Annotated in this window: 20 protein-coding genes, 1 tRNA gene and 1 other RNA gene; 10 read left to right on the forward strand and 12 right to left on the reverse strand. The window is 50.2% G+C overall.

Features of this window, described 5'->3' with window-relative positions:
- Nucleotides 1-270 precede the first annotated feature (270 nt).
- Nucleotides 271-888, reverse strand: coding sequence for a thymidine kinase (tdk, locus tag ACUU1I_RS11985; RefSeq protein WP_000068084.1), 618 nt, complete (start codon nucleotides 886-888; stop codon nucleotides 271-273).
- A gap of 604 nt (nucleotides 889-1,492) precedes the next feature.
- Between tdk and hns the strand changes: the two genes are divergently transcribed.
- A complete protein-coding gene (gene hns / locus ACUU1I_RS11990; RefSeq protein WP_001287378.1) occupies nucleotides 1,493-1,906 on the forward strand; it encodes a histone-like nucleoid-structuring protein H-NS in 414 nt (137 codons plus the stop codon).
- A gap of 143 nt (nucleotides 1,907-2,049) precedes the next feature.
- Here hns and galU read toward each other — a convergent pair whose 3' ends face one another.
- The 3 genes from galU to rssA form a co-directional block, all read right to left on the reverse strand.
- Complete coding sequence (galU, locus tag ACUU1I_RS11995; RefSeq protein ID WP_000718995.1) at nucleotides 2,050-2,958, reverse strand: UTP--glucose-1-phosphate uridylyltransferase GalU; 909 nt, start codon at nucleotides 2,956-2,958, stop codon at nucleotides 2,050-2,052.
- Nucleotides 2,959-3,159: 201 nt separating this feature from the next.
- Nucleotides 3,160-4,173: a two-component system response regulator RssB gene (gene rssB / locus ACUU1I_RS12000; protein WP_000193447.1), complete on the reverse strand. Its 1,014-nt coding sequence runs from the start codon at nucleotides 4,171-4,173 to the stop codon at nucleotides 3,160-3,162.
- Between the two features lie 91 nt (nucleotides 4,174-4,264).
- A complete protein-coding gene (gene rssA / locus ACUU1I_RS12005) occupies nucleotides 4,265-5,170 on the reverse strand; it encodes a patatin-like phospholipase RssA (protein ID WP_001295622.1) in 906 nt (301 codons plus the stop codon).
- Nucleotides 5,171-5,282: 112 nt separating this feature from the next.
- Here rssA and ACUU1I_RS12010 point away from each other — a divergent pair, with 112 nt between their 5' ends.
- From ACUU1I_RS12010 to ACUU1I_RS12025, 4 genes are all read left to right on the forward strand, one after another.
- Nucleotides 5,283-5,741, forward strand: coding sequence for a YchJ family protein (locus ACUU1I_RS12010; protein WP_005105319.1), 459 nt, complete (start codon nucleotides 5,283-5,285; stop codon nucleotides 5,739-5,741).
- A gap of 49 nt (nucleotides 5,742-5,790) precedes the next feature.
- Nucleotides 5,791-6,633, forward strand: coding sequence for a formyltetrahydrofolate deformylase (gene purU / locus ACUU1I_RS12015; protein ID WP_000555849.1), 843 nt, complete (start codon nucleotides 5,791-5,793; stop codon nucleotides 6,631-6,633).
- A 159-nt stretch (nucleotides 6,634-6,792) separates the two neighbouring features.
- Nucleotides 6,793-6,877 (forward strand) — tRNA-Tyr (locus tag ACUU1I_RS12020).
- A 46-nt stretch (nucleotides 6,878-6,923) separates the two neighbouring features.
- Nucleotides 6,924-7,055, forward strand: a non-coding RNA gene (locus ACUU1I_RS12025) — RtT sRNA.
- A 183-nt stretch (nucleotides 7,056-7,238) separates the two neighbouring features.
- Here ACUU1I_RS12025 and narI read toward each other — a convergent pair.
- The 5 genes from narI to narK form a co-directional block, all read right to left on the reverse strand.
- Complete coding sequence (narI, locus tag ACUU1I_RS12030; RefSeq protein WP_001160114.1) at nucleotides 7,239-7,916, reverse strand: respiratory nitrate reductase subunit gamma; 678 nt, start codon at nucleotides 7,914-7,916, stop codon at nucleotides 7,239-7,241.
- The gene (gene narJ, locus ACUU1I_RS12035) at nucleotides 7,916-8,626 is read right to left on the reverse strand and encodes a nitrate reductase molybdenum cofactor assembly chaperone (RefSeq protein WP_000571704.1); all 711 of its coding nucleotides are present in this window, start codon (nucleotides 8,624-8,626) and stop codon (nucleotides 7,916-7,918) included. The genes narI and narJ overlap by 1 nt, the downstream gene beginning before the upstream one ends.
- The gene (gene narH / locus ACUU1I_RS12040) at nucleotides 8,623-10,161 is read right to left on the reverse strand and encodes a nitrate reductase subunit beta (RefSeq protein WP_000702650.1); all 1,539 of its coding nucleotides are present in this window, start codon (nucleotides 10,159-10,161) and stop codon (nucleotides 8,623-8,625) included. Before narH ends, narJ begins: the two co-directional genes overlap by 4 nt.
- Nucleotides 10,158-13,901, reverse strand: coding sequence for a nitrate reductase subunit alpha (locus ACUU1I_RS12045; RefSeq protein ID WP_000032935.1), 3,744 nt, complete (start codon nucleotides 13,899-13,901; stop codon nucleotides 10,158-10,160). The genes narH and ACUU1I_RS12045 overlap by 4 nt, the downstream gene beginning before the upstream one ends.
- 392 nt (nucleotides 13,902-14,293) lie before the next feature.
- On the reverse strand, nucleotides 14,294-15,685 hold the full coding sequence (gene narK / locus ACUU1I_RS12050) for a nitrate transporter NarK (protein ID WP_000019858.1): 1,392 nt from the start codon (nucleotides 15,683-15,685) through the stop codon (nucleotides 14,294-14,296).
- Nucleotides 15,686-16,023: 338 nt separating this feature from the next.
- Between narK and narX the strand changes: the two genes are divergently transcribed.
- Nucleotides 16,024-17,820, forward strand: a complete 1,797-nt coding sequence (narX, locus tag ACUU1I_RS12055; RefSeq protein WP_000918073.1) for a nitrate/nitrite two-component system sensor histidine kinase NarX — start codon at nucleotides 16,024-16,026, stop codon at nucleotides 17,818-17,820.
- On the forward strand, nucleotides 17,813-18,463 hold the full coding sequence (narL, locus tag ACUU1I_RS12060; protein WP_000070489.1) for a two-component system response regulator NarL: 651 nt from the start codon (nucleotides 17,813-17,815) through the stop codon (nucleotides 18,461-18,463). The genes narX and narL overlap by 8 nt, the downstream gene beginning before the upstream one ends.
- On the opposite strand, the gene ychO is transcribed toward narL, so the two are convergent.
- On the reverse strand, nucleotides 18,464-19,858 hold the full coding sequence (ychO, locus tag ACUU1I_RS12065) for an inverse autotransporter invasin YchO (RefSeq protein ID WP_000086221.1): 1,395 nt from the start codon (nucleotides 19,856-19,858) through the stop codon (nucleotides 18,464-18,466).
- A gap of 184 nt (nucleotides 19,859-20,042) precedes the next feature.
- Between ychO and ychN the strand changes: the two genes are divergently transcribed.
- Nucleotides 20,043-20,396, forward strand: a complete 354-nt coding sequence (gene ychN, locus ACUU1I_RS12070; RefSeq protein WP_000724907.1) for a DsrE/F sulfur relay family protein YchN — start codon at nucleotides 20,043-20,045, stop codon at nucleotides 20,394-20,396.
- Between the two features lie 43 nt (nucleotides 20,397-20,439).
- Here the strand turns inward: ychN and chaC are convergent, their stop codons facing one another.
- Together chaC and chaB are read right to left on the reverse strand one after the other, a co-directional pair.
- Nucleotides 20,440-21,135, reverse strand: a complete 696-nt coding sequence (gene chaC / locus ACUU1I_RS12075) for a glutathione-specific gamma-glutamylcyclotransferase (RefSeq protein WP_001295621.1) — start codon at nucleotides 21,133-21,135, stop codon at nucleotides 20,440-20,442.
- Between the two features lie 157 nt (nucleotides 21,136-21,292).
- The gene (gene chaB, locus ACUU1I_RS12080) at nucleotides 21,293-21,523 is read right to left on the reverse strand and encodes a putative cation transport regulator ChaB (RefSeq protein WP_001146444.1); all 231 of its coding nucleotides are present in this window, start codon (nucleotides 21,521-21,523) and stop codon (nucleotides 21,293-21,295) included.
- A 269-nt stretch (nucleotides 21,524-21,792) separates the two neighbouring features.
- On the opposite strand from chaB, the gene chaA reads away from it, so the two are divergent.
- Entirely contained in the window at nucleotides 21,793-22,893 is a 1,101-nt protein-coding gene (gene chaA, locus ACUU1I_RS12085) for a sodium-potassium/proton antiporter ChaA (protein WP_005067943.1), read from the forward strand.
- A 404-nt stretch (nucleotides 22,894-23,297) separates the two neighbouring features.
- Nucleotides 23,298-23,405, forward strand: a complete 108-nt coding sequence (locus ACUU1I_RS12090; RefSeq protein ID WP_000170965.1) for a type I toxin-antitoxin system toxin Ldr family protein — start codon at nucleotides 23,298-23,300, stop codon at nucleotides 23,403-23,405.
- Nucleotides 23,406-23,470 lie beyond the last annotated feature (65 nt).

A 23,470-nucleotide genomic window follows, 5' to 3' on the forward strand; every position in this document is an offset into this window, starting at 1 on the left:
CCTTCTGGGGCCGTTTTTTTGTTTACCCAAAGCAACTTTTCCATAAACCGACAGCATTAGCCTTCATCATATTTGCGACGATGTATAACGCCTAAACACAGGGATATTGTACTTTACAGGTCACAAGTCAACGTCGGTGCTTAAGAGCCCTGTGAGGCGTATAGCGGCGTTAAAAAACTGCCGAGAAGGGTATATAGCCCGGAAGAAGTGCGTAAAACGAACTGACAGGATAAAAGTGCCCTGCTCACCCTGTCAGTAAAGAAATTCTTATTAATCGTGGCGATGCCTTTCCTGAATAGCCGTTAATGAGCCGACTTGTAACGCCTCTTTATAGTGTTTACGGCATACAGAAACGTATCGTTCATTACCACCAATTACCACCTGCTCACCTTCGTTATAAGGTCTGCCTGTTTGATCAAGACGCAGCACCATGCTTGCTTTACGGCCACAAAAACAGATGGTTTTTAATTCAACCAGTTTGTCGGACCATGCCAGTAAGTATTGGCTGCCAATAAATAATTCACCTCGAAAATCGGTACGTAAACCATAACAAAGTACGGGTATATCGAGTTGATCGACAACCTCCGATAATTCATATACTTGTTGTCTGGTTAAAAACTGGCATTCATCAACCAGTACGCAATGAATTGCCTGCTGTTCATGTTCCGCACGAATCTCATCAAATAATGATGAATTTTGGTTAAATAATTTTGCAGGCGATGACAAACCTATACGCGAACTGACTTTCCCGGCACCAAAGCGATCATCAATTTCTGCCGTATATACGACAGTGCGCATGCCGCGTTCCTGGTAATTGTATGAAGATTGCAACAATGCTGTAGACTTACCCGCATTCATTGCGGAATAGTAGAAATATAGCTGTGCCATCAGCCACAGGCCCTCAATGATATGAAATAAAGTTGGCTGGAGTTTATCATAATTCGTCAGTTTTTCAGCTCAACAGTATGCACAGAAGTGGGTATATGCGTTCTCCCTTACGAAGCCTTGCATAATCCTTCTGAGCTATCATTACAACTGCCTCGCTTGTTATAAGCGGGTAAATGACTGCTGGTAACTATTCACAATCTTTAACCTGTTGCGCAAGTAATAGCCCTCTGTTGACCTCCAGGAGATAGTGCAATACTAAGTCCATGCTCTTATTGCGACTGTTCTACTTTTCATCATTCGCTTAATAGGGAATTCTCGTAAACACAACTAATACAGAAGACTGAAAGGTCGTCAGCCTACGATAATCTCCCCATAAAATGTGACATGAATCAGGAAGTTTTAACCTCACGTGCTGCGAAATCATCGGTGTAAATAGGGCTATATGCCGCGTCTTTTCTGGCTAATTTTATGAAAAGATATTTATTGGCGGCACAAAATAAAGAACAATTTTGAATTCCTTACATTCCTGGCTATTGCACAACTGAATTTAAGGCTCTATTATTACCTCAACAAACCACCCCAATATAAGTTTGAGATTACTACAATGAGCGAAGCACTTAAAATTCTGAACAACATCCGTACTCTTCGTGCGCAGGCAAGAGAATGTACACTTGAAACGCTGGAAGAAATGCTGGAAAAATTAGAAGTTGTTGTTAATGAACGTCGCGAAGAAGAAAGCGCGGCTGCTGCTGAAGTTGAAGAGCGCACTCGTAAGCTGCAGCAATATCGCGAAATGCTGATCGCTGACGGTATTGACCCGAACGAACTGCTGAATAGCCTTGCTGCCGTTAAATCTGGCACCAAAGCTAAACGTGCTCAGCGTCCGGCAAAATATAGCTACGTTGACGAAAACGGCGAAACTAAAACCTGGACTGGCCAAGGCCGTACTCCAGCTGTAATCAAAAAAGCAATGGATGAGCAAGGTAAATCCCTCGACGATTTCCTGATCAAGCAATAATCTTTTGTAGATTGCACTTGCTTAAAATCCCGCCAGCGGCGGGATTTTTTATTGTCCGGTTTAAGACAATTTAATAAGAATAAGCTATAAAAAAACGGCGTCGATTGCTCAACGCCGTTTCGTGGATAACACCGATACGGATGTTACTTCTTAATGCCCATCTCTTCTTCAAGCCAGGCTTTAAATTCCGTGCCAAGGGTGTTATGACGAATACCGTATTCAACGAAGGCCTGCATGTAACCTAATTTATTACCGCAGTCATGGCTCTTCCCTTTCATATGATAGGCTTCCACCGTTTCTTTTTCGATCAGCATATCAATTGCGTCGGTGAGCTGAATTTCATCACCAGCTCCCGGAGGGGTTTTTGCCAGCAACGGCCAAATATCCGCGCTAAGTACGTAACGACCCACAATAGCGAGATTAGACGGCGCAACATCCGCTTTCGGTTTTTCTACCACACCAACCATCGGTACGCTTTCACCCGGCGCTAATTCAACGCCTTTGCAATCCACAACGCCATATGCGGTCACATCAGCAACCGGTTCAACCATGATCTGGCTATGACCCGTTTCATCAAAGCGGCGGATCATCTCTGCCAGGTTATCCTGTGACAAATCGGATTCATATTCATCCAGAATAACATCAGGCAAAATAACAGCTACCGGTTCATCACCCACTACCGGGTGAGCACACAATACCGCGTGTCCCAGGCCTTTCGCCAGACCCTGACGAACTTGCATAATAGTCACGTGCGGTGGACAAATAGACTGCACTTCATCAAGCAGTTGACGTTTTACACGTTTTTCCAGCATTGCCTCCAGTTCAAAACTGGTATCAAAGTGGTTTTCAATAGAGTTTTTAGATGAGTGTGTAACCAGCACAATTTCAGTAATGCCAGCCGCAATACATTCATTCACGACGTATTGAATTAATGGCTTATCGACAAGTGGCAGCATCTCTTTCGGGATGGCTTTCGTCGCCGGCAACATCCTGGTTCCTAATCCCGCAACGGGGATAACGGCTTTTTTGACTTTCGTATTAATGGCAGCCATTTAAATTCTCCTGGACTGTTCGTGTTTTGAACGTGTTCATATTTCTGTATCGCATCCCAGTATATCAGCACCCCGAAGGGGCTAAGTTCTGAAAAGGAGGCGAGATAGCATAATTAAGACAATTACTTATACGAATGGCGACGATAGTACCACCAGCCGACATTAGCAGGTAATGCAAATTTAGCCCGCGTTATCGTTTGCTCATTCTGCAGACAACATCAAGCGCAGTCGACCACCGGTTCCCCATATTTGGCATTGCCAAGCATCGCATCGCTGGCTCAATTGATTCAAATAAGCGTTACCTAAAGTGCCTAACGGAACACCATTACTGATTTGCACCTGGTGTTCGCCGGTATTTAACGTCGCATTCAGACCCGCAGAAACCAGAATGAGATTTTTCAGTTCGCGATGATAATAGCCAACTAATAGCGGAAACTGCCCCGGCAGATTGGCCTGACGAAGTAAATGGTTTACCTGCTTCAATAACGCGCCCAACTCTGGCAACCGTTGATTTTGGTGTGCAAGCTGTTCCTGTAATAATCCGTTAAACAATGCGCGTAATAACAAGGCAGCAAGTACGCCATTATGTCCAGCTCGGGTGACATCAAGGCAATAAAATGCCAGATCGTTTTCCGAAAGTGCGGCAATATCAAGCACCAGGCCGGGTTTGTCCGCGGCAACCAATTGACGGTAATTAACCCGGCAATGGGAAATCACCTGCTGAACCGGCGGTTGTAGTTCCTGTAATAATTTCGCCGCTGCGGCAGGGTTATCAACCATTGCATCCCAGTCGCGAAAAAGCCTTTCCTCTTCCTCAACGCGCGAATTAAACATGCTGGGATAGAGACAGGCAAAAACCATCTCGCGCAAGCGATTCAGATCTTTAACTGGTTTCAGCAAAACATCTTCAACGCCCAGACGTAACGCTTTGGCAATATCTGCCATATTTTCAGTGGCAGATATCACCAGAACTGGGGTCTGGTCGCCTCTGTTACGTATATGCTCCAGCAGTTTAAGCCCGTTCATTCGTGGCATCGCGATATCACATATCATCAGGTCTGGAGTGAAACCTCCCAGCAACTCAAGGGCATCCACCCCATCAGCCGCCAGTACCGTTGTCGCTCCCAATGAGGAAAACCATGAATCCAGAAGCGAGCGAAATACCTGCTCATCTTCAACAATGAGAATCTGTTTTCCGACCAATGGCTGCGTCATGTTCTCTCCCCTGACCGGCTTTACTCAATAGTGGCATGCTATTGCCACCTGCGCCTGTCAGAATTAACTTAAGTGTAGATAAAAATTCTGGTCAAATGTTGGTGCGTACCAACGGCAAAAGTTCGTCCATTTTCCTTTCCACTGCCAGCTGTCCGGCCGCAATGGCAGCGTGCGCGCGATGGAAATCAAGCGTAGATATTTGCGGGCAAACAGGTTGAATCAGAATATCGGGCGGATCACCTGCCATGCGGTTCCTTTTAAGGCGGTTCTCCAACACCTGGATAGACGTGGTCATAATCTCTGTTGCCGTTGGCGCTGTCACAGCCCGACGTGTCGTTATGCTGCCTAACCTTTCTTTCAGACGCGCATGCCACGGTAGAGAATCACCATTCTCGCTATTTTCTTCACTGACATTAAAGGAGAGCAGATCTTGTTGCATCAAATGAGCATCGTGCTGCAGGTCGACCGCTATCACAATATCAGCCCCCAATGCACGCGTAAGAGAAATAGGAATTGGGTTAACTACTGCCCCATCAACCAGCCAGTAGCCGTTATGTGCAACGGGTGCCATGAGTCCTGGAATACTGCATGATGCGCGAATAGCAAGATGGAGATCGCCTTCAGTAAACCATAATTCACGCCCCGTACTTAAATTGGTGGCAACAGCCGCAAAGCGACGGGAACAATTTTCGATCTCTGTTTCCGGCATTATTTCGCGATATTGATTGAAGACACGCTCGCCGCGCAGTAACCCACCGCGCTGCCAGGAGAGGTCCATCAGGCGTAAAACGTCCCAATAACTGAAAGAGGTTACCCAATCTTCCAGCGCAGATAATCGATCGCATGCATAGGCCGCGCCCACCAGCGAACCAATTGAACATCCTGCAACGATATCAATTTCAATACCCACTTTTTTTAGCGCATTAATAACGCCAATATGCGACCAACCTCTCGCCGCGCCAGATCCCAGCGCCAGCCCTATTTTTATCTTTCTCATTATTCCCGCAAGATTCCCCTGGAATGCAATCGTAGCCACATCGCTACTGCTCGGTTAACATAGTGCTACTCAGGCGGTTAATACGCCGTTATTGTTTCCAGGGAGATTATTGGTGTCTCAGCTTTGTCCCTGTGGTAGTGCTGTCGAGTATAGCCTATGTTGCCACCCTTATGTGTCTGGTGAAAAGGTTGCACCTGATCCAGAACATCTCATGCGTTCGCGTTACTGCGCTTTTGTGATGCAAGACGCTGATTATTTAATAAAGACCTGGCATCCCTCTTGTGGAGCAGCGGCGTTACGTGCCGAATTGATGACCGGATTTGCGCATACTGAATGGTTGGGATTGACCGTATTTGAACATTGTTGGCAGGACGCCGACAATATCGGATTTGTCAGTTTTGTTGCTCGATTTACCGAAGGTGGCAAAACAGGTGCAATAATTGAACGTTCGCGATTTTTGAAAGAAAACGGTCAATGGTACTATATTGACGGTACACGTCCGCAGTTTGGTCGCAACGATCCCTGCCCTTGTGGTTCAGGTAAAAAATTTAAAAAGTGCTGCGGCCAATAATGGTTGACGGTACGGTTTAGCAAACACTCTCAACAAGGTTTTTCCAGCAATGCATTCACTCCAACGTAAAGTTCTGCGTACTATTTGTCCGGACCAAAAAGGTCTGATCGCACGTATTACCAATATTTGCTACAAGCACGAGTTAAATATCGTACAGAACAATGAATTTGTTGATCACCGTACCGGGCGCTTTTTTATGCGCACGGAACTGGAAGGGATTTTTAATGATTCCACCCTGCTGGCGGATCTCGATAGCGCATTGCCAGAAGGCTCCGTGCGTGAGCTGAATCCTGCCGGTCGTCGCCGGATAGTGATTCTGGTCACTAAAGAAGCGCATTGCCTTGGCGATTTGTTGATGAAAGCCAATTACGGCGGTCTGGATGTCGAAATCGCGGCAGTTATTGGTAACCACGATACTTTACGTTCTCTGGTTGAGCGTTTTGATATTCCGTTTGAGCTGGTAAGCCATGAAGGGTTAAGCCGCAACGAGCACGATCAAAAGATGGCGGACGCCATTGATGCTTATCAACCTGACTATGTGGTGCTGGCGAAGTATATGCGGGTATTAACGCCGGAATTTGTGGCACGCTTCCCGAATAAAATCATCAATATTCACCATTCATTCCTGCCTGCGTTTATCGGCGCACGTCCTTATCACCAGGCCTATGAACGTGGTGTGAAGATTATTGGCGCAACCGCTCACTATGTGAATGACAATCTGGACGAAGGCCCAATCATCATGCAGGACGTTATTCATGTCGATCATACCTACACAGCTGAAGATATGATGCGCGCAGGTCGTGACGTCGAGAAAAACGTCTTAAGTCGTGCGCTATACAAAGTACTGGCGCAACGCGTCTTTGTTTACGGTAATCGGACGATTATTCTTTAATCGCCAGCAAAAATAACTGGTTACCTTTAATCCGTTACGGATGAAAATTACGCAACCAGTTCATTTTTCTCAACGTAACACTTTACAGCGGCGCGTCATTTGATATGATGCGCCCCGCTCCCCGATAAGGGAGCAGGCTAGTAAAAAGCATTACCCCGTGGTGGGGTTCCCGAGCGGCCAAAGGGAGCAGACTGTAAATCTGCCGTCATCGACTTCGAAGGTTCGAATCCTTCCCCCACCACCATCACTTTCAAAAGCCCCGGAATTCTCAAACGAATCTGCAATCAAATATTCTGCCCAAGCGGGGAAGGATGAGAAGCTTCGACCAAGGTTCGACTTGAGCGCCAGCGAGAGAGCGTTGCCGCAGGCAACGACCCGAAGGGCGAAGCGCGCAGCGCTGAGTAATCCTTCCCCCACCACCATCGCTTCCTTGAATAATCAAAACCTGTTACTCCGAGCTAATTTTGCCCGATGGCACCACGTTTACCGGGCCTACAATATCCTCCCCTGTAGGTCGGATAAGCGAAGCGCATCCGACAACTCACCCCGCACCGTGCCCATAAAAAAACCCCGCCGAAGCAGGGTCTATGTGAACTAAAATTCGTTTAGTGACGAGCGCGCACCAGCTGGTACTTACGTGTCAGATACTCCACCGGTACGCTCCAGATGTGTACCAGACGCGAGAACGGGAACAGCAGGAATAACGTCATCCCCAGCACCAGGTGCAGACGGAAGATAAACGCCACACCATCGAGGTGTTGAGAAGCGCCACCGTGGAAGGTCACCACCGACTGCGCCCAGCCAACCAGTTTCATCATCTCGCTACCGTCCATATGCTGAGCGGAGAACGGAATGGTCAGCAGGCCCAGCGCGCACTGGATAACGAGCAGCGACAGGATCAGGATATCCGCTCCGGTAGTGGTTGCACGCACGCGTGGGCTGAACATACGACGTTTCAGCAAAAGCACGCCGCCAATCAGACACAGCACGCCGCTGGCACCACCAGCAAACATCGCCATTTTCTGTTTCACTTCAATCGGCAGCCAGGCTTCATACATCCAGTGCGGCGTCAACATACCGAAGAAGTGACCGACAAAAATCCCCAGAATACCGATATGGAACAGGTTCGACGCCAGGTTCATCCCTTTGCGATCCAGCATCTGGCTGGACGCCGCGCGCCAGGTGTACTGCCCGTAGTCATAACGCAGCCAGCTACCAATCAGGAAGACCGCCCCGGCTATGTACGGGTAGATATCAAAGAAGAACATATTCAGGAATTGCATTAGTGCTGTCCTCCGGTGGTGATATTCAGATATTGCGGCGCGACGGCACCGGCAAAGCGACGCTGATGAGCAGTGATTGCTGAATCACCGCAGCCTTTGTCAGCAAAGAATTTAACCTGCTCTTCTTCCCAGACAGCATCCAGCGCCTGCGGCGTATCATCGCGCGCTTCGTCGGCAATTTTTTCCGCCACTTTGTCGCTGTCGATAGCGGTATTGGCCAATTTCAGCAGCAGATCAAACATCACGGCATAACGGCTTTCACGCTGTTGCAGACGCGCGCTCAGCAATGCCAGAATCGGCGCGATATCTTTCAAACCTTCCACGGCTTCGCTTTGCGGCAGCTGCGACAGGTACTCCAGATACAGCGGCAGATGGTCCGGTAATTCGCGGCTGTTTAACTGCAAGCCGTGCTGCTCGTACTGCGCCAGCAGGTCCACCATCGCCTGGCCGCGGTCACGGGATTCACCGTGAACATGTTCAAATAGCAACAGTGACGTGGCGCGGCCACGGTCGAACAGTTCGCTGTACTGGACCTGGGCATCGAGCGGATCCATCGCCGTTAAATCGCGCAGGAAAATGCCCAGCGCATGGGCATCTTCTTTCGACAGATTTTTCGACGCAGCAATCGCCTCAAACATCTCTTGTTGATGCTGCCATAAGGCAGCATCCGGATATTCAAGGAGACGCGATACAATCACGAGTTCGATCATGGATGCGGCTCCGTTTTGCTGGTCACATCGATGGCATCGATACGACGGCTGTTGAACAGATTGAATTTGGTATCTGAGCCGTGGCAGCCATCACCAAAGGTAAAGCCGCAGCCATTTTTCTCCGGGAAGGCTTCCCGTGCCAGTTCACGATGACTACTCGGCACCACAAAGCGATCTTCGTAGTTAGCAATCGCCAGATAACGGTACATCTCCTGTGCCTGGGCTTCGGTCAGACCGACCTCTTCCAGCGCACGGGTATCAACTTTACCGTCAACAGTTTCAGCACGTTTGTAATGACGCATCGCCAGCATACGTTTCAGCGCACGCAGTACCGGTTTGGTATCACCGGCGGTCAGCAGATTCGCCAGATACTGTACCGGAATACGCAAGCTTTCGACGTCTGGCAGAATTCCGTTGCTGCCCAGCTCGCCCGCGTCTGCTGCAGACTGAATCGGAGACAGAGGCGGCACGTACCAGACCATCGGCAGTGTGCGATATTCTGGATGCAGCGGCAGCGCCAGTTTCCATTCCATCGCCATTTTATAAACCGGCGACTGCTGTGCAGCTTCAATAACGCTCAGCGGAATACCGTCTTTAATCGCCTGCTCGATGACTTTCGGATCGTTCGGATCGAGGAACACGTCCAGCTGACGCTGGTAGAGATCTTTCTCGTTCTCGGTGCTGGCTGCACGTTCAATCGCGTCGGCATCGTACAGCAGCACGCCAAGATAACGGATACGACCGACACAGGTTTCTGAGCACACGGTCGGCTGACCCGCTTCAATACGCGGATAGCAGAAGATGCACTTCTCAGACTTACCGCTCTTCCAGTTGAAGTAGATTTTTTTGTACGGACATCCGGTGATGCACATACGCCAGCCACGGCATTTATCCTGGTCGATCAGGACGATGCCATCTTCTTCACGCTTGTAAATCGCACCGCTCGGGCAGGTCGCCACACATGCCGGGTTCAGGCAGTGTTCGCACAGGCGCGGCAAATACATCATAAAGGTGTTTTCGAACTGGCTATACATCGCCTTCTGGATGTTGTCGAAGTTCTTGTCTTTCGCCAGTTTATCAAACTCACCGCCCAGGTCATCTTCCCAGTTCGGCCCTTTTTCGATTTTCGCCATCCGTTCCCCGGTAATCAGCGAACGCGGACGGGCAATCGGCTGCGATTTGCTGCCTTCCGGCGCGGTATGCAGGTTCTGATAATCAAAATCGAACGGCTCGTAATAATCGTCGATCCCCGGCAGATGCGGGTTAGCAAAGATTTTACCCAGCAGCATGGCTCGGTTACCCATGCGCGGTTGCAGTTTGCCATTGATTTTACGGATCCAGCCGCCTTTGTATTTTTCCTGGTTTTCCCAGTCAGTCGGGAAGCCCTGGCCCGGCTTGGTTTCCACGTTGTTGAACCACGCGTATTCCACGCCTTCACGGCTGGTCCAGACGTTTTTACAGGTAACTGAACAGGTGTGGCAGCCGATGCACTTATCGAGATTCAGCACCATGCCGACTTGTGAACGAATTTTCATTTTACGCTCTCCTGTACCTGGTCATTGCCTTCGCCATCTAACCAGTCAATGTTCTTCATCTTACGCACTACAACAAACTCATCGCGGTTAGAACCTACGGTGCCGTAGTAGTTAAAGCCGTATGCCAGATGGGCATAGCCGCCGATCATATGCGTCGGTTTCGGCGTGATACGGGTGACCGAGTTATGGATACCACCACGCTGTTGGGTAATTTCCGAACCAGGCAGGTTAACGATACGTTCCTGCGCGTGGTACATCATGGTCATCCCTGCCGGAACACGCTGGCTGACAACCGCACGGGCAGTCAGTGCACCGTTGCTGTTGAAGACTTCAATCCAGTCGTTATCGGCGATACCCAGATCTTTGGCATCGGCTTCACTCAACCAGACCACCGGACCACCGCGACCTAAAGTCAGCATCAGCAGGTTGTCGCTGTAGGTGGAGTGGATACCCCACTTCTGGTGCGGCGTCAGGAAGTTGAGCGCTTTTTCCGGGTTGCCGTTGGATTTCTGGCCTATCACTTCTTTCACCGAACGGGTGTCGATCGGCGGACGATAAACCAGCAGGCTTTCACCGAAATCACGCATCCACTGGTGATCCTGATACAGTTGCTGACGACCAGAGAGCGTACGCCATGGGATCAGCTCGTGAACGTTGGTGTAACCGGCGTTGTAAGAAACGTGTTCATCTTCCAGACCAGACCAGGTCGGGCTGGAGATAATTTTGCGCGGCTGTGCCTGAATATCGCGGAAGCGGATCTTCTCGTCTTCTTTATTCAGCGCCAGATGCGTATGGTCACGACCGGTAAATTCGCTCAGGGCAGCCCAGGCTTTCACGGCTACCTGACCGTTGGTTTCCGGTGCCAGCGTCAGGATCATCTCTGCCGCATCAATTGCGGTGTTCAGCATCGGCTGGCCTTTTGCCGGACCTTCCGCTTTGGTGTAGTTGAGCTTACGCAGCAGATCCATCTCGCTCTGGGTGTTCCAGGCAATCCCTTTACCGCCGTTACCGATTTTCTCCATCAGCGGGCCGATAGAGGTAAAGCGTTCGTAAGTTGCCGGATAATCGCGCTCTACGACCATAATGTGCGGTGCAGTTTTGCCTGGGATCAGGTCGCATTCGCCTTTTTTCCAGTCTTTCACATCCAGCGGCTGCGCCAGTTCAGCGGCAGAGTCGTGCTGGATAGGCAGCGTGACGATGTCGGTTTCTTTACCCAGATGGCCGACGCACACTTCGGAGAATTTCTTCGCGATGGCTTTGTAGATTTCCCAGTCGCTTTTAGCTTCCCAGGCCGGATCGACCGCCGCAGACAGCGGGTGAATAAACGGATGCATATCCGAAGTATTCATGTCGTCTTTTTCGTACCAGGTCGCCGTCGGCAAAATGATGTCGGAATAGAGACAGGTGCTCGACAGACGGAAGTCCAGCGTAACCACCAGATCCAGCTTGCCTTCCAGACCATTGTCCTGCCAGTCCACTTCTTCCGGCTTCACGCCGCCCTGTTGCCCCAGATCTTTACCCTGGATACCGTGCTCCGTCCCCAGCAGGTACTTGAGCATAAACTCATGACCTTTACCGGAAGAACCGAGCAGGTTAGAACGCCAGATGAACAGGTTGCGCGGGTGGTTTTTACCGTTTTCTGGTTGTTCTGCCGCAAAACGGATGGAACCCTCTTTCAGGGATTTCACCGTATAGTCCACCGGATTCATCCCGGCTTTTTCCGCTTCGCCAGCGATAGTCAGCGGGTTAGTGCCTAACTGCGGTGCAGACGGCAGCCAGCCCATGCGTTCCGCACGGACGTTAAAGTCGATCAAGTGTCCGGTATAGCGGGATTTGTCCGCCATCGGTGACAGCAACTCTTCCGCCGTGACGGTTTCATAACGCCACTGGCTGGAGTGGTTATAGAAATAAGAAGTGCTGTTCATGTGACGCGCCGGACGCTGCCAGTCAAGGGCAAACGCCAGCGGCTGCCAGCCGGTTTGCGGACGCAGTTTTTCCTGACCTACATAGTGCGCCCAGCCGCCCCCGCTCTGACCGACACAGCCGCAGAAAATCAGCATGTTGATCAGACCACGATAGTTCATATCGAGGTGATACCAGTGGTTCAGCCCCGCACCGACGATAATCATCGAACGACCGTGCGTTTTATCAGCGTTATCGGCAAATTCACGGGCGATGCGAATAATCTGGCTGCGAGAAACGCCGGTAATCTGCTCGGCCCAGGCCGGGGTATAAGCTTTCACATCGTCATAGCTGGTTGCACAGTTAACGTCGTTCAGGCCACGTTCCAGACCGTAGTTTGCCAGCGTCAGATCATAAACGGTGGTCACCAGGGCGGTGCTGCCATCAGCCAGTTGCAGGCGTTTCACCGGCAGTTTGTGCAGCAGCACGTTTTCCAGTTCCACTTTGTTGAAGTGTTCCGTGCCGTCGCCACCAAAGTACGGGAAGCCTACCTCAGCGATCTCATCCTGGCTACCCAGCAGGCTCAGTTGCAGCTCGGTTTCTTCGCCAGTTTTGCCGTCGCGCTGCTCAAGATTCCATTTGCCCTTCTCGCCCCAGCGGAAGCCAATAGAACCGTTCGGCGCAACCATTTCGCCATTGGTATTAAAGGCGACAGTTTTCCATTCCGGATTGTTTTCCTGGCCCAGCGCATCAACCAGATCAGCAGCGCGCAGCATACGACCTGCAGCGTAGTAACCGTCGCGTTCTTCCAGCATCACCAGCATCGGCATGTCGGTGTAGCGACGCACATAGTCGGTGAAATACTGGCTTGGGTTGTCGAGGTGGAATTCACGCAGCATTACGTGGCCCATCGCCAGCGCCATTGCCGCATCGGTGCCCTGTTTCGGTGCCAGCCACAGATCGCACAGTTTGGCGATTTCAGCGTAGTCTGGTGTGACGGCAACAGTTTTGGTGCCTTTGTAACGCACTTCAGTAAAGAAGTGAGCATCCGGGGTACGCGTCTGCGGCACGTTTGAACCCCAGGCGATGATGTAGCTGGAGTTATACCAGTCAGCAGATTCCGGTACGTCAGTTTGCTCGCCCCAGGTTTGCGGAGACGCAGGAGGCAGGTCGCAGTACCAGTCGTAGAAGCTTAAGCAAGTACCGCCAATCAGCGAGAGATAGCGTGCACCCGATGCGTAAGAAACCATCGACATTGCCGGAATTGGCGAGAAACCAGCAACACGGTCCGGGCCGTAGTTTTTGATGGTGTAAACGTTAGATGCGGCGATCAGTTCGTTCACCTCCTGCCAAGAAGAACGAACAAATCCACCGCGTCCACGCGCCTGCTTAAAGCTTTTCGCTTTATCGGCGTCTTCAATGATAGAAGCCCATGCCTCAACCGGATCGCTATGCAGCGCCTTCGCTTCACGCCACATTTTCATCAGGCGTTTGCGCATCATCGGGTATTTCAGGCGGTTGGCACTGTAAAGATACCAGGAGTAGCTGGCACCGCGCGGGCAGCCGCGAGGTTCATGGTTTGGCAGATCCGGACGGGTACGCGGATAGTCAGTCTGCTGGGTTTCCCAGGTGACCAGACCGTTTTTGACGTAGATTTTCCAGCTGCAGGAGCCGGTGCAGTTTACCCCGTGGGTAGAGCGGACGATTTTGTCATGCTGCCAACGCTGGCGATATCCATCCTCCCAGTCACGGTTGGTATTGAGAAGCTGGCCATGCCCATCGGCAAAGGTTTCACCCTTCTGTTTGAAGTAGCGAAACCGGTCCAGGAATTTACTCATCGGTTTTCTCCTGTGGGAGCCTGTCGGCCCTCTGATAAATCGACATTGCTAATGTTTAAGGGCAAGGTAACGCTCTGAAACAGCGTGGGAATTGATAACGATCAAGAGTGATGGGGATGAAAAATAAAGTAAATTCCTAAGATACCCCTTTAGGATAATTAACAGTTACAGCATAACATGCTGTAAATTAAGACGTTTTATACCTGTAGTTATTTAAACTATTAAGATTTTTATGCAAATGGGTATTAAGGAGTATTCCCCATGGGTAACATATTAATGGCTCTTAATGAAATCCGGCGAAATAAGCCATATAACACTAATATGTTGTAACTAAATGACGCATAAAAAAAGCGCGGCATCATGCCGCGCAAAGGATAATCAAATATTAAGATTTATTTTTTAGAATGCCGACCATATACCGCCCAAGTAATCACTACGCAGGCGATATAGAAAATCAAAAATACTTTCATTGCACCTACTGGCGAACCCGTTAATGCCAGCGAGCTACCAAACGCTTTCGGGATAAAGAAGCCACCAATCGCGCCAATCGCAGAGATGAAACCCAGCGCCGCTGCCGTGCCGGTTGCCGCTTCACGCATCGCACGTTCGTCAGAACCCCCTTCTGCTTTCACGCGATCCATTGTCAGTTTACGGAAGATCACTGAAATCATCTGGAAAGTGGAACCACTACCCAGCCCAGCTGTCAGGAACAGCGCCAGGAAGACCGCGAAGAACGCCATGAAGCTTCCGCCCTGCCCGTCAGTCGGTAAGGTCAGGAACAGCAGGCCGCTGAAAATCGCCATCAGAATAAAGTTCACCAGCGTGACACGAGTTCCGCCCAGACGGTCAGATAATGCACCACCTGCAGAACGCGCCAGCGCACCAATAAACGGCCCGAAGAAAGCGTATTGCAGAATCTGAACATCCGGGAACTGCGTTTTTGACAGCATCGCAAAGCCCGCGGAGAAGCCGATGAAGGAGCCGAAGGTTGCCAGATACAGCAGGCTCATAATCCACAGATGACCCCGTTTGAGTACCGGCAACTGCTCCTTGATGGAGGCTTTCGAGGTAGCAAGATCGTTCATGCCAAACCACGCCGCAATGGTGAAGATGGCAAGGAACGGCACCCATATCCAGGACGCATTCGCCAGATACAGCTCAGTCCCATCCGGCTGTTTGACGCCCTGGCTACCAAATACTGCGAAAATCGACAGTGATACCACCAGCGGAGCAACCAACTGCATGACGCTGACGCCCATGTTTCCCAGACCACCATTCAGACCCAGCGCGCCACCCTGCTTCTGTTTCGGAAAGAAGAAGCTGATGTTTGCCATACTGGATGCGAAGTTCGCGCCAGCAAAACCGCATAGCAGAGAGATGATGATGAAGACGCTATAAGGCGTGGAGGTATCCTGCACGGCAAAACCCAGCCAGACGCAAGGAATAATCAGAATACCGGTGCTGAACGCCGTCCAGCGACGACCACCGAAGATAGGAACCATAAAGGAGTATGGAACACGTAATAACGCGCCAGAAACCGAAGGCAGCGCAGTCAACATAAATAGCTGATCGGTCGTAAAATTAAAACCGACTTTCGGTAAGTTCACCGCAACAGCGCTGAACAACATCCATACGCAAAACGCCAGCAGCAGACAGGGAACGGAAATCCACAGGTTGCGGCTGGCAATACGTTGACCGCGTTGTTGCCAGAACGCAGGATCTTCCGGTCGCCAATCTGTTATGACAGCTCCAGTAGCCCTTTCGGAGGCAGATGAGTGACTCATAGACACCTCTGATACTCGTTTCGATGTCTGCCACCTTAGTGTCTGGAGCTAAAGGCAATTTGATGTAAATCAAACGATAAGATAACTTTATCTATCATTGATATTTATCATTACCCATAGTGAGTACAGTGATTTCATAAAAATTATGAGATTTTTCACGGTGCTGTAGAATCCCTACCCTTACCGATGTAAAGCGACTAACCACACGGCAAATAAGGAGTAACTCTTTCCGGCTATGGGTATACTTCAGCCAATAGCCGAGAATACTGCCATTCCAGAATATATCGTCACATTCATTAAGGTTATTGCTCATTTAAAGCCTGAAGGAAGGGGTTTACATGCTTAAACGTTGTCTCTCTCCGCTCACCCTGGTTAATCAGGTTGCGCTTATTGTGTTGCTTTCTACTGCTATTGGACTGGCAGGGATGGCGGTTTCTGGCTGGCTGGTGCAAGGCGTTCAGGGCAGCGCCCATGCGATCAACAAAGCGGGATCGCTGCGCATGCAAAGTTACCGTCTGTTGGCGGCAGTGCCATTAAGCGAGAAAGACAAGCCCTTAATTAAAGAGATGGAACAAACGGCATTTAGCGCCGAGTTGACTCGAGCAGCAGAACGAGACGGACAACTGGCGCAATTACAGGGTTTACAAGATTACTGGCGTAATGAACTGATCCCTGCGCTGATGCGTGCACAAAACCGAGAAACGGTGTCAGCGGATGTCAGCCAGTTTGTTGCCGGGCTTGATCAGCTGGTATCTGGTTTTGACCGCACCACGGAAATGCGTATTGAGACAGTGGTACTGGTCCATCGGGTAATGGCGGTATTTATGGCACTTTTACTGGTGTTCACTATTATCTGGTTGCGGGCGCGACTGCTACAACCGTGGCGGCAACTGCTGGCAATGGCGAGTGCCGTCAGCCATCGCGATTTTACCCAACGCGCAAACATCAGCGGGCGCAACGAAATGGCGATGCTTGGAACTGCGTTGAACAATATGTCTGCAGAACTGGCCGAAAGTTATGCCGTACTTGAGCAGCGGGTTCAGGAGAAAACCGCCGGGCTGGAGCATAAAAATCAGATCCTCTCTTTTTTATGGCAGGCTAACCGCCGTTTGCATTCCCGCGCCCCGCTGTGTGAACGCCTGTCACCGGTACTCAACGGCTTACAGAATTTAACCCTGCTACGTGATATCGAACTGCGGGTGTATGACACTGATGATGAAGAGAATCATCAGGAGTTTACCTGCCAGCCAGATATGACTTGTGATGATAAAGGCTGCCAGCTCTGCCCGCGCGGCGTATTACCCGTTGGTGATCGCGGCACGACCCTGAAGTGGCGGCTGGCTGACTCTCATACGCAGTACGGTATTTTGCTGGCGACCCTGCCGCAGGGGCGTCATCTTAGCCATGATCAACAACAACTGGTGGATACCCTGGTTGAACAACTTACCGCCACGCTGGCGCTGGATCGCCATCAGGAACGTCAGCAACAGTTGATCGTGATGGAAGAGCGTGCCACCATTGCGCGCGAACTGCATGATTCTATTGCCCAATCTCTCTCTTGCATGAAGATGCAGGTGAGTTGTTTACAGATGCAGGGCGATGCGCTGCCAGAAAGCAGCCGCGAACTGTTAAGTCAGATCCGTAACGAACTGAATGCATCCTGGGCGCAGTTGCGTGAATTGCTCACCACATTCCGCTTGCAGCTCACCGAGCCTGGATTACGTCCGGCGCTGGAAGCGAGTTGCGAAGAGTACAGCGCCAAATTTGGCTTCCCGGTGAAGCTGGATTATCAATTGCCGCCTCGTCTGGTGCCTTCACATCAGGCAATCCACTTGTTGCAAATTGCCCGTGAGGCATTAAGTAACGCCCTCAAACATTCGCAAGCGAGTGAGGTCGTGGTGACGGTGGCGCAAAACGATAATCAGGTCAAACTGACCGTCCAGGATAACGGCTGCGGCGTGCCTGAAAATGCCATCCGCAGCAATCACTACGGCATGATAATAATGCGCGACCGTGCGCAAAGTTTACGAGGCGATTGCCGCGTCCGCCGTCGTGAATCAGGTGGCACCGAAGTGGTGGTCACCTTTATTCCCGAAAAAACTTTCACAGACGTCCAAGGAGATACCCATGAGTAATCAGGAACCGGCTACTATCCTGCTGATTGACGATCACCCGATGCTGCGAACTGGCGTAAAACAGCTTATCAGTATGGCACCAGATATCACCGTGGTTGGCGAAGCGAGTAATGGCGAACAGGGTATTGAACTGGCGGAATCTCTTGATCCCGATCTGATCCTGTTAGATCTCAATATGCCCGGCATGAACGGTCTGGAAACGCTGGATAAACTGCGCGAAAAGTCCCTCTCAGGGCGCATTGTGATATTCAGCGTCTCTAACCATGAAGAAGATGTGGTCACCGCACTGAAACGCGGCGCGGATGGCTATCTGTTAAAAGATATGGAACCGGAAGATCTGCTGAAAGCATTGCATCAGGCAGCTGCTGGCGAAATGGTATTAAGCGAAGCATTAACGCCTGTTCTGGCCGCCAGCTTGCGCGCTAACCGTGCCACTACTGAGCGCGATGTTAACCAGTTAACCCCACGCGAGCGCGATATTCTCAAGCTGATTGCCCAGGGTTTGCCGAACAAGATGATTGCCCGCCGCCTGGATATCACCGAAAGCACAGTAAAAGTGCACGTCAAGCACATGCTGAAGAAAATGAAGCTCAAGTCTCGCGTGGAAGCAGCGGTATGGGTGCATCAGGAGCGCATTTTCTGATTACGGTTCCCAGCGCAGTTCGTCGTTTGACAATGCATCGAACGGTTCGACAAGCGTTAGCGTGATCTCATTGGAGGAGACACGCTGCCCCTGGTTATCTTCCACCACCACAGACAATCGCCAGTGATTGCTTGCCCCTTCCCCGTTCTGCCAGTCAGGCATGATCAGCGTCCAGCCCTCCGCGCTGTTGGCTTGTGCGCCCGGCGTCAAACTTAATATCTGCGTATCGCCCTGCCAAATCAGTTGCCGAATACCGTAACGACTGCGCATTTGTAATTTCAGCGGCACTGTTTCGCCAGGTTTTAGATCCCACGGCGGTGTCGCCAGAAACACCGTTAACGTTTTTCGCTGTCGGTACTCAAGAGTCGGTAGATTATTTCGCTGCGGATTGTCATAGCGACTACCACGTAACGACTGACTTTCGGCAACCTCGCCCGCAGAAAGTTGTTTTTTGAGCGGTACACCAAAGCGGTAATTAAGATTCAGCCCGAGGTTATTTTGATTTTCGCCACTTTCCCCCTGTTTATGCTGGGCCGTCACAGTGACTAATGGCACAGGGGTGTAATTTAATCCCAGACTCAACGCGACGGGATTGTGATAACCCGTACCAAAGTTAAACAAATCAACACGATCACCAAAATACTGTTCTAGGCTGACACTGGTATTGAGGTGTTGATAGAACGGCATGCGCATCCGAGCTGTCAGGTCGTACCCGCGCGCCATCCGTTGTTCCTGCGTGGCTGTCTGTTCATGCCATGCAGCAAACGGCTGATAAAAGTTTGCCGATAATCGCAAATATTCGCCCCACGCTTCGGCACCAAAGCCCGCTCGCTGAAGATTTTCGTCCTGCAAGTTGTCATAAAAAGTGTTATAACCCACCAGCCAGTTGCCGCGCGCCCAGCGTTGCCCAACGCCCACATTGCTCACCAACCCATTATCCTGCTGAGTAAGACCAAGCTGGCTCCAGGTGAGATAACGATCATTATCTTGTAACGGCACAAACCAGCTTCCACGACTGCCGGTGAAATGTCCTTCGTTATCCACTTTGACGTCAACACTGGCATTTCCCCACGGTGATAGCCAGGACTCTACGTGCTGATTAACCTGTTGACTAAGCGCGTCGCGGACTTTTCCCAATGCGAAAGCTTTTGCCTGCTCGCCAGTATCCAGCCCGTTATCATTCATACTGGTTTCGCCGAAATCTTTCACAATTTCAGCAAAGTGTTTTTCCCCATCATGATTTTCGGGAGCCATGCCTAAATCCGGCAGACCATCATTGTTATTATCAAAGGGATTTGCCGCTTTTTGCTCGAAGGTAGATTGTGCGTTAGCTGTACCGCCTGCTACAAGCAAGAGTAAATAAAACGGGATAATGCGAGGAACGAAACGGCTCAAAACGTCGGTAACTTCCGGTAATAATGAAAAACCATAGCCTTAAAGAATAACGATTACTGGCAACTTTTGTCGTATTTTCTCGCGCTTTCAGGAAAATCCTTAAAAATGTGACCGATTGGTCAGACGCTGCAGAAGCAGTAAGATAGAAGATGAGTGTCTAATTCCCTGAATACAGGAGTAAATAATGAAAAAAATCGTGATCGTTGCCAATGGCGCACCTTACGGGAGCGAATCCTTGTTTAACAGCTTGCGGCTGGCCATTGCGTTACGAGAGCAGGAGAGCAATCTGGATCTGCGTCTGTTCCTGATGTCTGATGCGGTCACAGCCGGGTTGCGCGGGCAAAAACCAGGGGAAGGCTACAACATTCAGCAAATGCTGGAGATCCTTACCGCTCAGAATGTACCGGTGAAATTGTGCAAAACCTGTACCGACGGGCGCGGGATTAGCACACTTCCTCTGATTGATGGGGTGGAAATCGGTACTCTTGTGGAACTGGCGCAATGGACGCTGTCAGCCGATAAAGTGCTCACATTTTAATGTTTAAGGGGGCGTCTGACGCCCCACTATGAGGGAAGTTTACTCAGGCGAATCCCGGCCTTAACACACCATCCGGATAATTCTCCGCCAGTAGTTTTTTTACCGATACCAGCAAATCATTCAGCCCATCGTCCTGCATTCCCAGTTTGATAAGCTCCTGTTCCAGTGAAAACAGGTATTGTGCATTGGTTCCCAGCGGACCGCTCGCCGCCGCAATCAACGGCGCGATGACCTGAGCGCGAGTGTCAGATTCATATTCTGGATGTCGCGGGTCCATAATAAACACAATGGCGTTTACTGTGCGTCCATCATCAAGATCAAGCTGACACCAGGTTGGCAGATAACAGCCGGTAATCATCTCGCGCTTCCACAACAGGGTTAGTTCCTGCTCCAGCGTCTCTTCTGGTAGTCGATAGGCGACGCCTGTGGTGCGTCCGCCCTCTTTCAGTGCAAGCATCCGTCCCGGCTGGTGCGCAGTCCCGCGCCCGGCGGTCAGGCGCAGGCAAAACGCGCGATGCCATCCAACCAGTGTACCGGTGCATGATTCGGTAAACTCCAGTGCCGGATTCCACATCAACGATCCATAACCGAAGATCCACACCGGTCCCTCATCAGGTCGACAAGCCAGCGTCGCCGCCAGCGAAGCCGCCCGTTGTTCTGCTGACCATAAGAGTGATTCTTCAATGGCACCAAATGCCGTTTTACAATCGGCATTCATCAAGAAATCACGCGTTATCACCTTACACCTCCGCCACTGCATACTTCCCTGCGACAACTTTTTGGTGTCTTCCAGACATTTTTACCGCTCATTTTGAAACCACTAACGGGACAATATGCAATCCACGGACCACTTGCAAGGCAACACCGCACGAATAGCTTTAACTAAGCTACCGGTTTTACGATTTTTTATGCCATTTATCATCATCCCCTTTGGCATATTCATGCTTCACAGCAGCCCAGGCCACTTTATGCGCGGTTTCTTCGCGACTGGCGTCATCACGCCGATCTTCTTTATCTTTATATTGATCCCATGCGCTGTTGAACGCTTCTTTATAGATATCCTGGGCATGAGACGGTAGAACGTGCTTTACGCTTTCCGGCAGATCGCTTTTCGTTTTATACGGCATCGTTGACTCCTTTTACAAAGTTGAACATTAAGTGTGGTCAACAATATCTACTCTTGCCAAAACATAAGAATTTTCATGTCAGACTGTTCTTAAGAAACGCTAAAACAAACATTGTCTAAACGTAATACTTATTTTTATGCCCCAATGAGTAAAAAATCGACAGCGGGGTAAAAATTCGTAAAATGTTACCGATATCCAGACACTTTCTGTTATTTTTCCTACCTATTTTTTACATTTTCGATAAATTCATCTGCAAAGGGATAACCATAATGTCAAATGCTCAAGAGGCGGTAAAAACCCGCCACAAGGAGACTTCGCTTATTTTCCCGGTTCTGGCGCTGGTAGTGCTGTTCCTGTGGGGAAGTAGCCAGACACTACCAGTGGTCATTGCCATCAATCTTCTTGCGCTTATTGGTTTTTTAAGTAGCGCCTTTAGTGTTGTCCGTCATGCGGACGTATTAGCCCATCGCCTGGGAGAACCTTACGGTTCGCTTATTCTTAGCCTTTCAGTGGTTATTCTTGAAGTCAGTTTGATTTCAGCTTTAATGGCAACCGGCGACGCCGCGCCAACGCTAATGCGTGATACGCTCTATTCAATCATTATGATTGTTACCGGTGGGCTGGTTGGCTTTTCATTATTGTTGGGCGGTCGTAAGTTTGCCACCCAATATATGAATCTGTTTGGTATCAAGCAGTATTTAATTGCGCTGTTCCCCCTGGCGATAATCGTACTGGTATTTCCAATGGCTCTGCCTGCGGCGAATTTTTCAACCGGTCAGGCGTTACTGGTAGCATTAATTTCTGCGGCAATGTATGGCGTATTTTTGCTGATCCAGGCCAAAACGCATCAAAGTTTGTTTGTCTACGAGCACGAAGATGACAGTGATGACGACGACCCGCACCACGGTAAACCGTCTGCCCATAGCAGCCTGTGGCATGCTATCTGGTTGATTATCCATCTGATTGCCGTTATTGCAGTCACCAAAATGAACGCCAGCTCGCTGGAGACATTGCTCGACAGCATGAATGCCCCTGTTGCCTTTACTGGCTTCCTGGTGGCACTGTTGATTCTGTCGCCGGAAGGTTTAGGTGCGTTAAAAGCAGTGTTGAACAACCAGGTTCAGCGCGCGATGAATCTGTTCTTTGGTTCAGTGTTAGCAACAATTTCGCTTACCGTACCTGTCGTCACGCTAATTGCCTTTATGACGGGTAACGAATTGCAGTTTGCACTTGGTGCGCCAGAAATGGTGGTGATGGTGGCCTCTTTAGTGCTGTGCCATATCTCCTTCTCCACCGGACGTACTAACGTGCTCAATGGCGCAGCGCATCTGGCACTGTTTGCCGCCTATTTGATGACGATATTTGCCTGACAGTTATATCTCCTCCGATGACGGAAATCGGGAGAGATAAGATAAATTCCTGCTTATTGTATTTCTTCATACTACCTGGACAGCTCGTTAATCAGAATTGCGAGCCTGTACCACAACCTGCACGAAACCACTGCAACAGCTGTTGAAAAGCCGGAATGTACTCTTTATTGCAAACATTTCAGGGATGAAGTGAAGATGAATTGAGACGTAGTATCCACACCAAGCCGGAATTATCCGGTGAGGCGCAATGTTGCGGGGGCTTTATCCCTGGTGGCATTGGTTGCTGGAAAGAGAAAACCCCCGCACGTTGAGAGGTAAAACCTGACAACAAAACGGGGGCTAATCTTGAAACCAGACACTTCAAGAATAGCCGCAAAATGTTGTCATTACAACAAGGCGGCTATATGACGCTCGCGCAGTTTGCCATGACTTTCTGGCACGACCTGGCAGCACCGATCCTGGCGGGGATTATTACCGCAGCGATTGTCAGCTGGTGGCGTAACCGGAAGTAAGGTGAAAACGGGCGTCAGGCTGCCGTGATGGCAATATGCGCCCGAAACCGGCCGCAGGGGTAACA

The sequence above is a fragment of the Shigella sp. SIG3 genome (assembly GCF_053555855.1).